Genomic DNA, 13,001 nt, shown 5'->3' on the forward strand with positions numbered 1-13,001 from the left:
CCGCGATGATCACCGCATGCGATCGGAACTGCGTGCGGTCCGGACCGGCGGGATGCCGGTCGTGGTGGACCTGACCGAGGACTGCGCCGAGTTCGTCCGGCAGGAGGTCGACGGCCTGCTGCACGTCTTCGTGCCGCACGCGACTGCCGGGATCGCGATCCTGGAGACCGGCGCCGGCAGCGACGACGACCTGCTCGCCCAGCTGGACGTGCTGCTCCCCCGCGACGACCGCTGGCGGCACCGGCACGGCAGCCCGGGACACGGCCGCGACCACGTCGTCCCGGCGTTCATCCCCCCGCACGCCAGCGTGCCGGTGCTCGAGGGGCTGCTGCAGCTGGGCACCTGGCAGCGGATCTGCCTGGTCGACACCAATACCGACAACGCCCAGCGGCACGTCCGCTTCTCCTTCCTCCCCGGCTGAGCTGCCGCGCGCGCCTCCCCCGGTTCCGGGTCGTCGGAGGAACACGGCAGGATGCCGGTCATGACCGACAGCGGCACCGACACGGCCTCCGTCCGCCTGTCCCCCGGCGACCCGGCGCCGGACTTCACGCTGCCCGACGCCGAGGGCACGCCGGTGACGCTCTCGTCCTATCGCGGACGGCGCGTCATCGTGTACTGCTACCCGGCGGCACTGACCCCGGGATGCACGACCCAGGCCGTCGACTTCACCGCCGCAGCGGGCGAGCTCGCCGAGGCGGGGCTCGACATCATCGGCATCTCCCCCGACCAGCCCGAGAAGCTGCTGCGTTTCCGGGACAAGGAGAAGCTCGACATCACCCTCGTCTCCGACCCGGACAAGAAGGTGCTCCAGGCCTACGGCGCGTACGGCCCGAAGAAGCTGTACGGCAAGGAGGTCATCGGCGTGATCCGCTCGACCTTCGTCGTCGACGCCGAGGGCCGCATCGAGAGCGCCGCCTACAACGTCAAGGCGACCGGCCACGTGGCCAAGCTGCGCCGCGACCTCGGCTTGGGCTGACCCGGGACGGATCGCCTCAGGAGTGCTGGGCCTCGGCCCGCACCGCCGCGCGCGCCTCGGCGTACCGGACCACCTCGAACGCGATCAGTGCGACGAGGACGGCGACGAGCACAGCCAGAGCTGCCAGCGCCGGCAACTGAGCGGTGGCCAGGGGCGCGGCGAGCACCACCACCGCGACCACGGCCCGTGGGCGGTTGATCGAGCCGACGTTGCGCAGCCGGAACGCCAGGTGGGCCAGGAGGTAGGCCGCGACGCCGCCGTACATCGCCCAGAGCGCGGTCGTCGGCAACGGGTCGGTGAGGCTGTGGTGCGAGGTGTCGGCGACGTACTCCGCGGTCTTCTTCAGGCCGAGGGCGAGGTAGACGATTCCGGCCACCATCGGGAAGTGCAGGTAGGTGTAGGAGTCCCGCGCGAGCTTGACCCGTTCGACGCCCTGGCGGCGGCTCAGCTCCCGTTCGGCGACCGGGGCCACGACGTCGAAGTACAGCCACCACAGCGCCACGCTGACCGCCAGGCCGAGCAGCGCAGCGCCGATGACGGGCACGGTCAGCGGCAGGTCGGTGACCCCGACGCCCACGGCGATGATCGACTCCCCGAGCGCGATGATCACGATCAGCCCGTGCCGCTCCGCGAAGTGCACAGGGGACGGCAGCCGCCAGCCGTTCCCCGAGGCGTACACGCCGGTGTAGTCGATGACGAGGGCCAGTGCCCAGAGCCCGGTCTGCGCGGCACCGCCGAGCACCGCCCCCACCACGAGCAGCGTGACGGCCACGCCGACGGGAACGGCCGTGCGCAACAGCTGCCGGCGGAGGTCCGCGTCGCCCAGGGCCGCGACGGCGTACACCGACAGGTGCAGGAGGCGGATGAGGGCGAGCGCACCGGCCAGGACGACGGGCGCGCTGATGCCACCGCCCTCGTCACCCCAGGCCTCCGGAATGGCCAGCGCGACCAGGAACATGGCACCCATCGCGGCGATCATCGCCGCGCGGACCACCCCCTCGTCGGCATGCGCCTGGTTGCCCAGCCAGGCGTAGCTGCACCACACGAACCACATCAGGGCGAGCAGGACGAGCCCCCGCAGCAGCCCCCGCCAGCCGAGGTCGTCGGCCATGAACGCGGTGACCTGGGTGATCGCGAAGACGAACACCAGGTCGAAGAAGAGCTCGAGCGTGGTGACGCCGTGCCCCTCCTCCGTGGGCACGATCCGCGCCCGGAGGCGGCGGCGGTCCGGGCCGGCTGCCGGGGCAGGCTGCGGTGCGTCGGTCTGCCGGCTCACGTCGTCCCCTCTCGAGGGTCGCCGGCGCCTGGCCGGCCGGCTGACCGGGACATCATGGACGCTGACCGTGTCCCCGGACAGGACGTCGGCCGCGGGCCGGTGTCACGCGCGCCACGTACCAGGCCGCGGCTGCACATCCGGCTCGTCGGGCCCGTTGCCCTCCCAGGGGAAGCAGTGATCGGGGAACGCCCAGGTGAGCTGGTAGGCCGGCACGGAGTACTCGGCGGGGCGTTCGTAGAACCGGTTGGCCACGAGCACAACCTCGCCCGGGTTCGGCAGTTCCTCGACGACCAGCCGGATGTCGGCCCAGTCCGGCCAGACGAGCAGCTCGCCGGCGACGAGATTCCGTCCGTCGGCCACGACTCCGGCGACCCGGCTCACGACGCTGTGCGTGGTCTTCGCCCCCAGACCGACGAGAACCAACTCGGGATGCCCGAGTCCGAACAGGCCGACGGTGTAGCCGAACGGGGGCTCGTCGGGCTCGTCACCGGCGCCGACGTACTGGACCGACCAACGGTGGGCCCGGATCACCTGGGCGAGGTGGGCGTCCTCCTGGTCCAGCCAGGCGATCGTCTGCGGGTCGTGCGTCATACGAGCAGCCTGCGCGCGAGTACCGACAGAACGGGCTCTCACGGCCGGCCTGTGGACGGGGAAGCGGGGTGGGGACGGCGGTCAGTCGCCGGGGGGCGCGGCCTCGTCGGCCGCCTGCTGGGCCCTCTTCCGCCGCTTGCCCTCGTGCATGGCCTGCACCCGCGCGATGGGGATGGTGTGCCCCTCGGCGAGCAGGTCGGCCGGCAGGGTCTGCGGTTCGGGCAGTTCGGCCGCCCACTCGGTGGGGAACCGGTCCGAGGCGGACGTCACGGTGAAGTCCGCGGGCCGGACGTCGTCCAGGGCGTCCCAGCCGACCGGCGCGGACACGGGCAGGGACGGCCGGATCCGCGGGCTGTAGGCGGCGACGATGGTGTTCTGCCCCGACCGGGTCGAGTCGACGAAGACCCGCCCGTGCCGGTCCTCCTTGAGGTAGGCGGTCGTCGCGAGCTCGGGGTCGAGACGCTCGGTGCGGGCCGCGAGCGCGCGGGTGGCGGCCGCGACGTCCTCGAAGGGCGCCCCACGGACCGGGACGACCACGTGCACCCCCTTCGACCCGCTGGTCTTCACCGCTCCCGTCAGCCCGGAGTCCTCGAGCGCCTGCCGGACCAGCCGGGCGGCACGGACGACGGTCGCGAAGTCCGCACCCTCGGGCGGGTCCAGGTCGAGCACCAGGCCGGTCGGCTCCGCCTCCCCGACGCGGAAGAAGGGGACGTGGAACTCGACAGCGCGCTGGTTGGCCAGCCACAGCAGGGTCCGGCGGTCGTCGCAGAGCACCTGCGCGATCTCGCGGTGCGAGCCCTCCGACCAGACGGGCACCGTCCGCACCCAGTCGGGGGCGCCCTTCGACACGTTCCGCTGCATGAACGGCGCCTGACCGGGACGCACCCGCTTCACCGACAGCGGCCGGCCCGCCAGCAGCGGGACCATCCGGTCGGCCACGGCGTCCAGGTAGTCGACGAGGTCGCCCTTGGTCACGCCGAGGTCGTCACCCAGCGGCTGGTCGAGGCTGGTCAACCGGACGCCGTCACGCTCCTCCTCCACGCCGCTCACCGTGCCGTCTCCTCGCCAGGTCGGCAAGCGGCCCTCCTGCAGGGGCCCGCCGCGAGCTCGCGAGTGGTGGGGGGCAGGAGGGTCCTTTTCAGATCTCGTAGGTCGCGCCGGAATGGACGAGCTCGGTCTCGGAGAAGACGGCGCTCGCGGCGAACAGCTGGCCGATCTCGTCGACCCAGGCCGGGATGTGCGTCAGCAGCAGGCGGCCGACGCCGGCCGCGGACGCGTGCTCGCCGGCCTCCCGGCCGGTGAGGTGCAGCCCCGTGGGCAGGTCGGGGCCGGGCGGGTGGGCCGCCTCGGCCAGGAGCACGTCGGCACCGCGGGCCAGCTCGATGACGCGCTCGCACGGGCCGGTGTCGCCGGTGTAGACCAGCGACCGCCCGTCGACGGTCAGCCGGATGGCGTAGCACTCCACCGGGTGCGCCGTGCGGGCGAGCGTGACCTCGAAGGGTCCGAGCAGGAACGAGCCCGACCCGACCGGGACGAAGTCGAAGACGTCGGTGAGCCCGTCGCCGTCCAGGTCGTAGGCGAGCGCCAGCCGCCGTTCGGCGCCGACGGGCGCGTACATCGGCACGAGTTTCCGGGGGGACGGGCCGGCGTAGCGGTGCCAGACCACGAACGGCGCGACGTCGAGGCAGTGGTCGGCGTGCAGGTGGGACAGGAAGAGCGCGTCGATGCTCGCCGGGTCCACATAGCCTTGCAGCGGACCGAACGCGCCGTTGCCCAGGTCGAGCAGCAGCCGGAATCCCTCGTGCTCGACGAGGTAGCTCGATGCGGGCGACTTCGGCCCCGGGCCGCTGCCGGAGCAGCCGACGATGGTCAGCTTCACGCGGCACCCACCGATGCGACCCGGAGCACCGAGCCGATCTCGGGGCCGAGGAAGCGCCGGCCCAGCCGGGCGAACGGCTCGGGGTCGCCGGTGGCAAGGAAGCGGTGCTCGGGCGGCGGAGCGTCCAGGTCGCGCAGCAGGTCGGCGCCGGTGAGCACCCGGTAGACGTCCTTGGCGGTCTCCTCGGCGCTGGACACCAGGGTGACGTCGTCGCCCATCACCAGCGAGATGACGCCGGTGAGCAGCGGGTAGTGCGTGCAGCCGAGGACGACGGTGTCGACGCCGGCGGCCAGCAGCGGGTCGAGGTAGGACTGGGCCAGGCCGAGCACCTGGCGGCCGCTGGTGACCCCGCGCTCCACGAAGTCGACGAAGCTCGGGCAGGCCGCGCTGGTCACGGTGATCTGCGGCGCCGCGGCGAAGGCGTCCTCGTAGGCGCCGCTCGTGACGGTGGCCTGGGTGCCGATGACGCCGACCTGCCCGTTGCGGGTCGCGGCCGTCGCCCGGCGGACCGCGGGAAGGACCACCTCGACCACCGGGACGTCGTAGCGCTCGCGGGCATCCCGCAGGGAGGCGGCGCTGGCGGAGTTGCAGGCGACCACCAGCATCTTGACCCCGTCGGCCACCAGACCGTCCATCACGGCGAGGGAGTGCCGGCGCACCTCGGCGATGGGCAGCGGGCCGTAGGGGCCGTTCGCGGTGTCGCCGATGTAGCGGATCGCCTCGTGCGGAAGCTGGTCGAGCACGGCCCGGGCGACCGTCAGCCCACCGACACCGGAGTCGAAGATGCCGATCGGCGCGTCTGCTCCGCGCATTGTCTGCGTTCCTCCCATATTGCGCGTCAGGCTAGCTGCCCGTAGCGACACGTTGCAGGACGTGTGCGCCGACGTCTGCGGCACCCTTCTCCCCGACACACGGCGAAGGCCCTCTCCCGGTTCAGGAGAAGGCCGTCGACGCCGTGCTGATCATGAAGGAGGCATCAGGCCCAGAGCTGGCCCTCCAGCGCGGTGGTGGCGTCCTCGAGCGAACCGCCGTACGCACCGGTGGAGAGGTACTTCCAGCCGCCGTCGCAGACGATGAACGCGATGTCGGCATGCCGGCCGGCCGCGACCTCCTTGTCGGCGATGCCGAGCGCCGCATGCAGGATCGCGCCGGTCGAGATGCCGGCGAAGATGCCTTCGCGCTCCACCAGCTGGCGGGTGCGGTGGATGGCGTCCTCCGGGCCGACGGAGAAGCGGGAGTCCAGCAGCGAGGCGTCGTAGAGCTCGGGGATGAACCCCTCGTCGATGTTGCGCAGGCCGTAGACCAGCTCGCCGTAGCGCGGCTCGGCGGCGATCACCTGGACGCCGGGCTTGTGCTCCCGCAGGTAGCGGGAGACGCCCATCAGCGTCCCCGTCGTGCCGAGACCGGCGACGAAGTGGGTGATCGTCGGGAGGTCGGCGAGGATCTCCGGGCCGGTGCCCTCGTAGTGCGCCAGCGCGTTCGCCGGGTTGCCGTACTGGTACAGCATCACCCAGTCCTCGTGCTCGGCCGCGAGACCCTTCGCCACCGCCACGGCCTGGTTCGATCCGCCCGCGGCCGGCGAGTAGATGATCTGCGCGCCGTACATCTCCAGCAGCTGGCGCCGCTCGATCGAGGTGTTCTCCGGCATGACGCAGATGAGCTTGTAGCCGCGCTGACGGGCGACCATCGCCAGCGAGATGCCGGTGTTCCCGCTGGTCGGCTCCAGGATCGTGGCCCCCGGCTGCAGCGACCCGTCCTTCTCGGCGGCGTCGACCATGGCGATCGCCGCGCGGTCCTTGATCGAGCCGGTCGGGTTGTGGTCCTCCAGCTTGGCCCACAGCCGGACGTCGGGGGTCGGCGACAGGTTCGGCAGCCCGACGAGCGGAGTGCCGCCCAGGGAGTCGACGAGAGACGCGAAGCGGGCCATGGGAGGTCAGCCGCCGGCGACGGCGGGGAGGATCGTGACCGAGTCGCCGTCCTTGACCTGGGTGTCGAGGGCGCCGGTGAAGCGCACGTCCTCGTCGTTGACGTAGACGTTGACGAAGCGGTGCAGCTTGCCCTCCTCCGTCACCAGACGGTTCTTGAGGCCGGGGTGCTGGCTGTCGAGATCGTCGACGAGCGCGCCGAGCGTGGCGCCGCTGCCCTCGACGGTCTTGTTGCCGCCGGTGTGGGTGCGCAGAATGGTCGGGATCCGGACCTCGATGGCCATGGCGTGCGGTTCTCCTAGAACTGGGATGTCAGGGGACGCTGCGCGGGGCGCAGCAGTGGTGCGTCTGTGCGGGCCAACGCCCGTCCGCCGCCGGGGATTCCGGACGGCGGCGCTTCCTCAGTCGTAGACGACGGTGGTCGGGGAATGACCGAAGAGGTAGGACTCGACGATCTCGACCTCCTCCTCGCTCACCTCCCCGTCCACGATGCGGAAGCTGCGGAACTCGACGTCGTCGCCGGCCAGCCCCGTCTGGTTCCCGTGGTGCCGCGTGGACACCAGGACGTAGTGCGCGTTCGGCTCGGACGCGTAACTGATGTCGGTGCGCGAGGGATGGGCCTCGGTGGCGGTGTGCGAGTGGTAGATCACCACCGGCTCTTCGTCCCGGTCGTCCATCTCGCGGTAGAGCTTCAGCAGGTCACCGGAATCGAACTCGTAGAACGTCGGCGACCGCGCCGCGTTGAGCATCGGGAGAAAGCGCTCGGGGCGGTCACTGCCCTCGGGACCGGCGACGACGCCACAGGCCTCGTCCGGGTGGTCTTCCCGGACGTGGGCCACGATGGCGTCGTAGGTCGCGCGGTCGATGCGCAGCACGAGGCTCAGTCTAGTAGAAGGACCCTCCTGCCCCCCGACCGCTCGCAAGCTCGCAGCCGGGCCCCTGCAGGAGGGCCGATCACAGCCGATACCGTCGGGCCTCGTGTTGGTCAACCTGCTCATCGCCGCCGGGGTCGTGCTCTTTCCGATCCCCGCGCTGGTCCTGGGCGCCCGTGGCCTGCTCAAGCGGCCCGGCTACACCGCCGACGAACCGGCCGACCGGGTCTCCTACATCGTGCTGATCTCCTTGCGCTGCCTCCTGCTGCTGGTGGTGTTCGCGCTGTCCGTCGTGATCCTCGTGTCCACGATCGGCGCCACGGTGCGCGACGTGGAACTGCACGGGCTGGTCTACGTCTTCTTCGCCCTCGACGTGCTGCTGGCCCTGCTGATCGTGTTCAGCTTCGGGCGCCGCGAGCGCCGGCGAGTGCGTCGACGAGCGACCCCTGCAGCGCGGTGAGCCAGTAGTAGACCGCCAGTTGCTGGTCCTGTTCGTCGGCGACGTCGTCCGGCGGCTCGGTGTCCTCGGTGATGTCCAGCCGCGTACCCAGCGCGAGGCGCAGGTCGTTGCTGCTGCGCAGCCACGCCCCCGCCTGGTCGCGATCGAGCCGGATCTCACCCCCGCCGTCGGGCAGGGTGGCGCGGACGATGGCCAGGTCGTCGGTCTTGCCGCTGCGCAGCGAGGACTCGGTGAGCTCCCGGTAGTCGGCGGCGAGCTCCGGATCTCCACGGTGTCCGTCCGGCAGCAGCCGGGCCATCACGGGGTCACCGGCGACGTCGTCGGTGTCCGCGGCGAGCAGCTGCTCCAGCTGGTCGAGGAGCAGGCCGACGATGCCGGCCTCGGCCGGGTCGAGCCGGGCGACGACGTCGCCGCCCCTGGTCACTCGGAAAGTCTTCACGAGTCCCTCTGGTAGCTGGCCCACAAGCCGTAGGCGTGCAGCCGGCTGGTGTCGTGCTCCATGCGCTCGCGCGGCCCGGAGCTGACGATGGCCTTGCCCTCGTGGTGCACCTGCAGCATCAGCGTCGTGGCCGTCGGCTCGTCGTAGCCGAACAGCTCCTGCAGCACGAAGGTGACGTAGTTCATGAGATTGACCGGGTCGTTCCAGACGACGGTGACCCACGGACGGTCGAGATCGGAGTGTTCCTCCACCGTCGTCTCGGGCGTCCGGGACGGAGCGAGCGGGCCGGCCACCCGACCACTTTAGGACGCCGGCCCGACAACGTCCGCAGCCGCCTTTACGCTCCGGGACCATGCCGAAGTCCGGAGAGCCCGTCCCTCCCGCAGCCCGACCGGCTCCCGCGCTGTTCACCGACCGGTACGAGCTGACGATGGTCGCCGCCGCCCTGGCCGACGGCACGGCCGACCGCGACTGCGTGTTCGAGGTGTTCGCCCGCCGCCTGCCCCACGGCCGCCGCTACGGCGTCCTCGCCGGCACCGGCCGGCTGCTCGAGGCGCTGCCCCACTTCACGTTCGGGGACGACGAACTGGCCGCGCTGCGCGAGCAGGGGCTCACCGACCAGCGGCTGCTCGACTGGCTGGCCGACTTCCGGTTCACCGGCGACATCGACGGCTACGCCGAGGGCGACCTTTACTTTCCCGGCTCCCCCGTGCTGACCGTCCGGGCACCGTTCGCCGAGGGAGTGCTGCTGGAGACCCTGGCTCTCTCGGTGCTCAACCACGACAGCGCGATCGCCTCGGCCGCGGCGCGCATGGTGGCCGCCGCCTGCGAGCGGCCGTGCATCGAGATGGGGTCGCGACGCACCCATGAGGAGGCCGCGGTCGCCGCCGGCCGCGCCGCGTACCTGGTGGGGTTCGCGTCCAGCTCCAACCTCGAGGCCGGCCGGCGCTACGGCGTCCCGACCACAGGCACCAGCGCGCACGCGTTCACGCTGCTGCACGACGACGAGCGTTCCGCGTTCCGGTCGCAGGTCGACACGCTCGGCCCCGGCACGACGCTGCTGGTCGACACCTATGACGTCGACCAGGGCATCCGGACGGCGGTGGAGGTGGCCGGCCCGCAGCTCGGTGCCATCCGCCTGGACTCCGGCGACCTGCCGACCCTCGCCACCCACGCCCGCCAGCTGCTGGACTCCCTGGGAGCCGCGTCGACCCGGATCGTGGTCACCAGCGACCTCGACGAGTACGCCATCGCCGGACTCATGGCCGCGCCCGTTGACCGGTACGGCGTGGGCACCTCGCTGGTCACCGGCTCGGGCGCGCCGACGGCCGGCATGGTCTACAAGCTGGTCCAGCGCGACGGCGTCCCGGTGGCGAAGAAGTCGGAGGGCAAGAACTCCGTCGGCGGCCGCAAGCACGCCGTCCGCCGGCACGCCTCCGACGGGACGGCGCTGGCCGAGGTGGTCAGCAGCGCACCGATCACCCCCCGGGACGGCGACCGCGACCTCGTCGTCCCCCTCGTCCGGGCCGGGGCGACCTGCAGCGACGTGACCCCCGCGGAGGCCATGGCCCAGGCACGGGCGCACCACGAGCAGGTGCGCGCGGCACTGCCGCCGGAGGCCTGGGCGCTGTCCCGCGGGGAATGCGCGTTGGAGACCGTGACGGCATGAGGAGGCATCGATGACGCGAGCGCTGATCGTGGTCGACGTGCAGAACGACTTCTGCGAGGGCGGCAGCCTGGCCGTGGCCGGCGGCGCCGCGGTGGCCGCTGCGATCTCCGGCCACATCCCGGCGGCCGGCTACGACCACGTCGTCGCCACCCGGGACCACCACATCGACCCGGGCACGCACTTCGCCGAGCACCCGGATTTCCTGGCGACCTGGCCCGCGCACTGCGTCGTCGGATCCGGCGGGGTCGAGCTGCACCCCGCGCTGGACCGGGAGCCGCTGGAGGCGATCTTCGACAAGGGCGAGTTCGCGGCCGCCTACTCCGGCTTCGAGGGCGCTTCCGACGGCGTCGCGCTCGCCGACTGGCTGCGCGAACGAGGCGTGGACGCCGTCGACGTGGTCGGCATCGCGACCGACCACTGTGTGCGCGCCACGGCGCTGGACGCCGTCGGCAACGGCTTCGCGACCCGGGTCCTGCTCCCGCTCACGGTCGGCGTCGCCGAGGGCACGACGCAGGCGGCACTGGAGCAGCTCCGGATCGCCGGCGTCGACCTGCAGGGACACGTCAGCCGGGCGTGAGGACACCCGCCGGCCCTGGGTGTGCTCAGGCGGCGGCGCGGTGGCTGCCCAGCAGCCGGCCGTGCTCGAGGGCGTCGCGCTCGGCCGTGGCCTTGAGCTCGGCAGCCAGCTCGGTGAAGCCGTCCAGCATCGGGTTCACACCGACCAGGGTGAACTCGCGCTCGACCACCCGCAGGTCCAGGTGCCAGCCGTCCTCGAGGATCCGGCGGATCCAGCCAGTGGCGTGGTCCCAGCCCTCGCGCGGCGTGCCGGCGCTGTAGTTCCCGCCGCGCACCGTGACCAGCACGGCGGGCTTGCCGGCCAACGGCGCGTCGCCGGCGGGGCTCATCCGGGGGTCGGTGAGCACGAGGTCGACCCACGCCTTGAAGTGCTGGGAGACCCCGAAGTTGTACAGCGGCACCGCGAACAGCAGCGCCTCGGCGTCGATCAGTTCGTCGACCAGGGTGGCGGCCAGCGCCACGGCCTCCGCCTCCTCCGGAGTGCGCTGCTCGGCGTCCAGCCGGCTGCCCGCCACCGCCGACGCCCAGGCGCCGGCCGGCAGCGGCTCGGTGCCGATGTGCCGCCGGGTGACCGGGGCGGCCGGGTTCCCGACCCGCCACTCGGCCTCGACGATGTCGGCGATCTCGCGGCTGGCGGATCCCTCGACGCGGATGCTGGCGTCCAGACGGAACAGCGACATGACGTTCTCCTCACTAGTTCTGGGCTTGCTGCTACGAAAAGGCTAGCACTAGGAATTTCGGAGTGTGGTCTAGCATGAAGTCGTGACCGAGGACCCGGCGCACAGCGCGCGCGCCTGCGACGGGGCGCTCGTTCGCGTCTTCGACGTCCTGGGGAAGCGCTGGAACGGCGTCATCATCGGCGTGCTGGTCGACGGGCCGGCGTCGTTCAGCGAACTGCGCCGGGCGGTCCACGGGATCAGTGACTCGGTGCTCTCCGACCGGCTCACGGAGCTGGCCGCCACCGGGCTGGTCCACCGGACGGTCGCGGAAGGGCCGCCGGTCTCCGTCCGCTACGAGCTGACCGACTCCGGCACCAAGCTCATGCCAGCGCTGCGCGAACTGTCCCGATGGGCCGCCGACAACCTGGACGCGACCGCGCCGACTGCGTGAGCGCCCCTGGCTTCAGGTCCCCGCATCCACGACTTCGTCGCGGGTGAAGCCGAGCACCTGCAGCACCGCATCGAGGTAGGGCTGGTTGAGCGCCGTGTGCGCCTGCTCGCGCACGAAGGGCTTGGCGTTGAACGCGATGCCCAGGCCCGCGGTGTTCAGCATGTCCAGGTCGTTCGCGCCGTCGCCCACCGCGACGGTCTGCTCCAGCGGGATCCCGTACTGCTCGGCGAACCGGGCCAGGGCGCGGGCCTTGCCCGGGCGGTCGACGATCTCGCCGACCAGGCCGCCGGTGAGCTTGCCGTCGACGACCTCGAGGGTGTTGGCAGCGGCGAAGTCCAGGCCGAGCGCCTCGGCCAGCGGATCGGTGATCTGGGTGAACCCGCCGCTGACGATGCCGCAGCGGAACCCCAGCCGCTGCAGGGTGCGGATGAGGGTGCGTGCCCCGGGCGTCAGGACCAGGGCCTCCCGGACCTCGTCCAGGACCTCCACCGGCAGCCCTTCGAGGACGGCGACGCGCGCCCGCAGCGACTCGGCGAAGTCCAGCTCGCCGTTCATCGCGGCAGCGGTGATCCGCGCGACCTCGGCGGCACGGCCGGCCCGGGCGGCGAGCTCGTCGATGACCTCCCCGCGCACGAGGGTGGAGTCGACGTCCAGCACGATCAGCCGCTTGCTCCGGCGGGCCAGCCCGACCTGCTCGACGGCGATGTCGGCACCGGTGGCCGCGGCGACCGACGCCAGCGCCGTCCGCAGGGCCGTGGCCTCGGCACCGGAGACGGTGAGCTCGAAGCTCGTCACCGGGTAGTCCGACAGCCGCCGGATGGCGTCGATGTTGCCGCCGATCCCGGCGATCGCGTGGGCGGCGCCGGCGACGGCGTCCGGCGGCACGGGGCGGCCGAGCACGATCACGTGGTGCGGCCGGCCCGCGGGTGCGGCCACGGGCTCCGGGATCGACGCCGACTCGACCTCGACGGTCATGCCGGTCGCCGCGGCGACCTCTGTCGCCAGGCGCCCCAGGTGGGCCAGGAGCGAGCCCTCGTCGGCCGGGGCGACGTCGTCCACCGCGAGGGAGCCGACGACCACCCCGAGGACGAGGTGGCCGTGCACGACGACCTGCTCGACGTCCAGGACCTCCACGACCGGGGCGCCGTCGGCGAGGGCCGAGAACAGCCGCGCCGTCACCCCGGGCCGGTCGATGCCCGAGACGGTCAGCACCGCGCGCGCCGCCGCC

18 protein-coding genes are annotated in these 13,001 nt (G+C 72.3%); 6 read left to right on the forward strand and 12 right to left on the reverse strand.

Translation table 11 applies throughout. The features are described 5' to 3' along the window. Positions 1–16 precede the first annotated feature (16 nt). Entirely contained in the window at positions 17–421 is a 405-nt protein-coding gene (locus tag E4P38_RS18415; RefSeq protein WP_135133415.1) for a YjbQ family protein, read from the forward strand. Positions 422–481: 60 nt separating this feature from the next. Beyond that, the gene (gene bcp, locus E4P38_RS18420) at positions 482–976 is read left to right on the forward strand and encodes a thioredoxin-dependent thiol peroxidase (RefSeq protein WP_135133416.1); all 495 of its coding nucleotides are present in this window, start codon (positions 482–484) and stop codon (positions 974–976) included. A gap of 16 nt (positions 977–992) precedes the next feature. Here bcp and E4P38_RS18425 read toward each other — a convergent pair whose 3' ends face one another. From E4P38_RS18425 to E4P38_RS18460, 8 genes are all read right to left on the reverse strand, one after another. Continuing rightward, positions 993–2,252, reverse strand: coding sequence for a low temperature requirement protein A (locus E4P38_RS18425; RefSeq protein ID WP_209309183.1), 1,260 nt, complete (start codon positions 2,250–2,252; stop codon positions 993–995). 102 nt (positions 2,253–2,354) lie between these two features. After that, positions 2,355–2,843, reverse strand: coding sequence for a DUF4262 domain-containing protein (locus E4P38_RS18430; RefSeq protein WP_135133417.1), 489 nt, complete (start codon positions 2,841–2,843; stop codon positions 2,355–2,357). Between the two features lie 81 nt (positions 2,844–2,924). Beyond that, the gene (locus E4P38_RS18435) at positions 2,925–3,893 is read right to left on the reverse strand and encodes an ATP-dependent DNA ligase (protein WP_245161131.1); all 969 of its coding nucleotides are present in this window, start codon (positions 3,891–3,893) and stop codon (positions 2,925–2,927) included. A gap of 88 nt (positions 3,894–3,981) precedes the next feature. Then, positions 3,982–4,722, reverse strand: coding sequence for an MBL fold metallo-hydrolase (locus tag E4P38_RS18440; protein WP_135133418.1), 741 nt, complete (start codon positions 4,720–4,722; stop codon positions 3,982–3,984). Continuing rightward, positions 4,719–5,534, reverse strand: a complete 816-nt coding sequence (murI, locus tag E4P38_RS18445) for a glutamate racemase (RefSeq protein ID WP_135133419.1) — start codon at positions 5,532–5,534, stop codon at positions 4,719–4,721. Before murI ends, E4P38_RS18440 begins: the two co-directional genes overlap by 4 nt. 164 nt (positions 5,535–5,698) lie before the next feature. Beyond that, positions 5,699–6,649 (reverse strand): cysteine synthase, encoded by a 951-nt coding sequence (locus E4P38_RS18450; RefSeq protein ID WP_135133420.1) that lies wholly within the window; start codon positions 6,647–6,649, stop codon positions 5,699–5,701. Positions 6,650–6,655: 6 nt separating this feature from the next. After that, positions 6,656–6,931: a ubiquitin-like small modifier protein 1 gene (locus E4P38_RS18455; RefSeq protein WP_135133421.1), complete on the reverse strand. Its 276-nt coding sequence runs from the start codon at positions 6,929–6,931 to the stop codon at positions 6,656–6,658. 117 nt (positions 6,932–7,048) lie between these two features. Then, the gene (locus tag E4P38_RS18460) at positions 7,049–7,522 is read right to left on the reverse strand and encodes a M67 family metallopeptidase (RefSeq protein WP_135133422.1); all 474 of its coding nucleotides are present in this window, start codon (positions 7,520–7,522) and stop codon (positions 7,049–7,051) included. 103 nt (positions 7,523–7,625) lie between these two features. On the opposite strand from E4P38_RS18460, the gene E4P38_RS18465 reads away from it, so the two are divergent. Then, positions 7,626–7,979, forward strand: coding sequence for a hypothetical protein (locus E4P38_RS18465; protein WP_135133423.1), 354 nt, complete (start codon positions 7,626–7,628; stop codon positions 7,977–7,979). Here the strand turns inward: E4P38_RS18465 and E4P38_RS18470 are convergent. Both E4P38_RS18470 and clpS read right to left on the reverse strand, forming a co-directional pair. Continuing rightward, positions 7,918–8,418, reverse strand: coding sequence for a DUF2017 family protein (locus tag E4P38_RS18470; protein ID WP_135133424.1), 501 nt, complete (start codon positions 8,416–8,418; stop codon positions 7,918–7,920). The two genes, E4P38_RS18465 and E4P38_RS18470, sit on opposite strands and share 62 nt — an antisense overlap. Next, the gene (gene clpS, locus E4P38_RS18475) at positions 8,415–8,711 is read right to left on the reverse strand and encodes an ATP-dependent Clp protease adapter ClpS (protein ID WP_135133425.1); all 297 of its coding nucleotides are present in this window, start codon (positions 8,709–8,711) and stop codon (positions 8,415–8,417) included. The genes E4P38_RS18470 and clpS overlap by 4 nt, the downstream gene beginning before the upstream one ends. 59 nt (positions 8,712–8,770) lie before the next feature. On the opposite strand from clpS, the gene E4P38_RS18480 reads away from it, so the two are divergent. Together E4P38_RS18480 and E4P38_RS18485 are read left to right on the forward strand one after the other, a co-directional pair. Next, positions 8,771–10,087, forward strand: a complete 1,317-nt coding sequence (locus tag E4P38_RS18480; protein ID WP_135133426.1) for a nicotinate phosphoribosyltransferase — start codon at positions 8,771–8,773, stop codon at positions 10,085–10,087. Positions 10,088–10,097: 10 nt separating this feature from the next. Further along, positions 10,098–10,664: an isochorismatase family protein gene (locus E4P38_RS18485; RefSeq protein WP_135133427.1), complete on the forward strand. Its 567-nt coding sequence runs from the start codon at positions 10,098–10,100 to the stop codon at positions 10,662–10,664. Positions 10,665–10,689: 25 nt separating this feature from the next. On the opposite strand, the gene E4P38_RS18490 is transcribed toward E4P38_RS18485, so the two are convergent. Further along, entirely contained in the window at positions 10,690–11,343 is a 654-nt protein-coding gene (locus E4P38_RS18490; protein ID WP_135133428.1) for an NAD(P)H-dependent oxidoreductase, read from the reverse strand. Between the two features lie 82 nt (positions 11,344–11,425). Here E4P38_RS18490 and E4P38_RS18495 point away from each other — a divergent pair, with 82 nt between their 5' ends. Next, positions 11,426–11,773 carry a helix-turn-helix domain-containing protein gene (locus E4P38_RS18495; RefSeq protein ID WP_135133429.1) on the forward strand — a complete coding sequence of 116 codons (348 nt, stop codon included), beginning with the start codon at positions 11,426–11,428 and terminating at the stop codon, positions 11,771–11,773. A 12-nt stretch (positions 11,774–11,785) separates the two neighbouring features. Here the strand turns inward: E4P38_RS18495 and serB are convergent, their stop codons facing one another. After that, positions 11,786–12,985 carry a phosphoserine phosphatase SerB gene (gene serB, locus E4P38_RS18500; RefSeq protein WP_245161132.1) on the reverse strand — a complete coding sequence of 400 codons (1,200 nt, stop codon included), beginning with the start codon at positions 12,983–12,985 and terminating at the stop codon, positions 11,786–11,788. Positions 12,986–13,001: the final 16 nt, after the last annotated feature.

Origin of the sequence: Blastococcus sp. CT_GayMR16 (assembly GCF_004570875.1) — a bacterium.
Taxonomy (GTDB): domain Bacteria; phylum Actinomycetota; class Actinomycetes; order Mycobacteriales; family Geodermatophilaceae; genus Blastococcus_B.

Bases quoted from the DNA above. Each gene is read 5' to 3' on its own strand.
- E4P38_RS18415 (WP_135133415.1), top strand. From the start codon at position 17: ATGCGATCGGAACTGCGTGCGGTCCGGACCGGCGGGATGCCGGTCGTG.
- bcp (WP_135133416.1), top strand. From the start codon at position 482: ATGACCGACAGCGGCACCGACACGGCCTCCGTCCGCCTGTCCCCCGGC.
- E4P38_RS18430 (WP_135133417.1), bottom strand. From the start codon at position 2,843: ATGACGCACGACCCGCAGACGATCGCCTGGCTGGACCAGGAGGACGCC.
- murI (WP_135133419.1), bottom strand. From the start codon at position 5,534: ATGCGCGGAGCAGACGCGCCGATCGGCATCTTCGACTCCGGTGTCGGT.
- E4P38_RS18450 (WP_135133420.1), bottom strand. From the start codon at position 6,649: ATGGCCCGCTTCGCGTCTCTCGTCGACTCCCTGGGCGGCACTCCGCTC.
- E4P38_RS18455 (WP_135133421.1), bottom strand. From the start codon at position 6,931: ATGGCCATCGAGGTCCGGATCCCGACCATTCTGCGCACCCACACCGGC.
- E4P38_RS18480 (WP_135133426.1), top strand. From the start codon at position 8,771: ATGCCGAAGTCCGGAGAGCCCGTCCCTCCCGCAGCCCGACCGGCTCCC.
- E4P38_RS18485 (WP_135133427.1), top strand. From the start codon at position 10,098: ATGACGCGAGCGCTGATCGTGGTCGACGTGCAGAACGACTTCTGCGAG.
- E4P38_RS18490 (WP_135133428.1), bottom strand. From the start codon at position 11,343: ATGTCGCTGTTCCGTCTGGACGCCAGCATCCGCGTCGAGGGATCCGCC.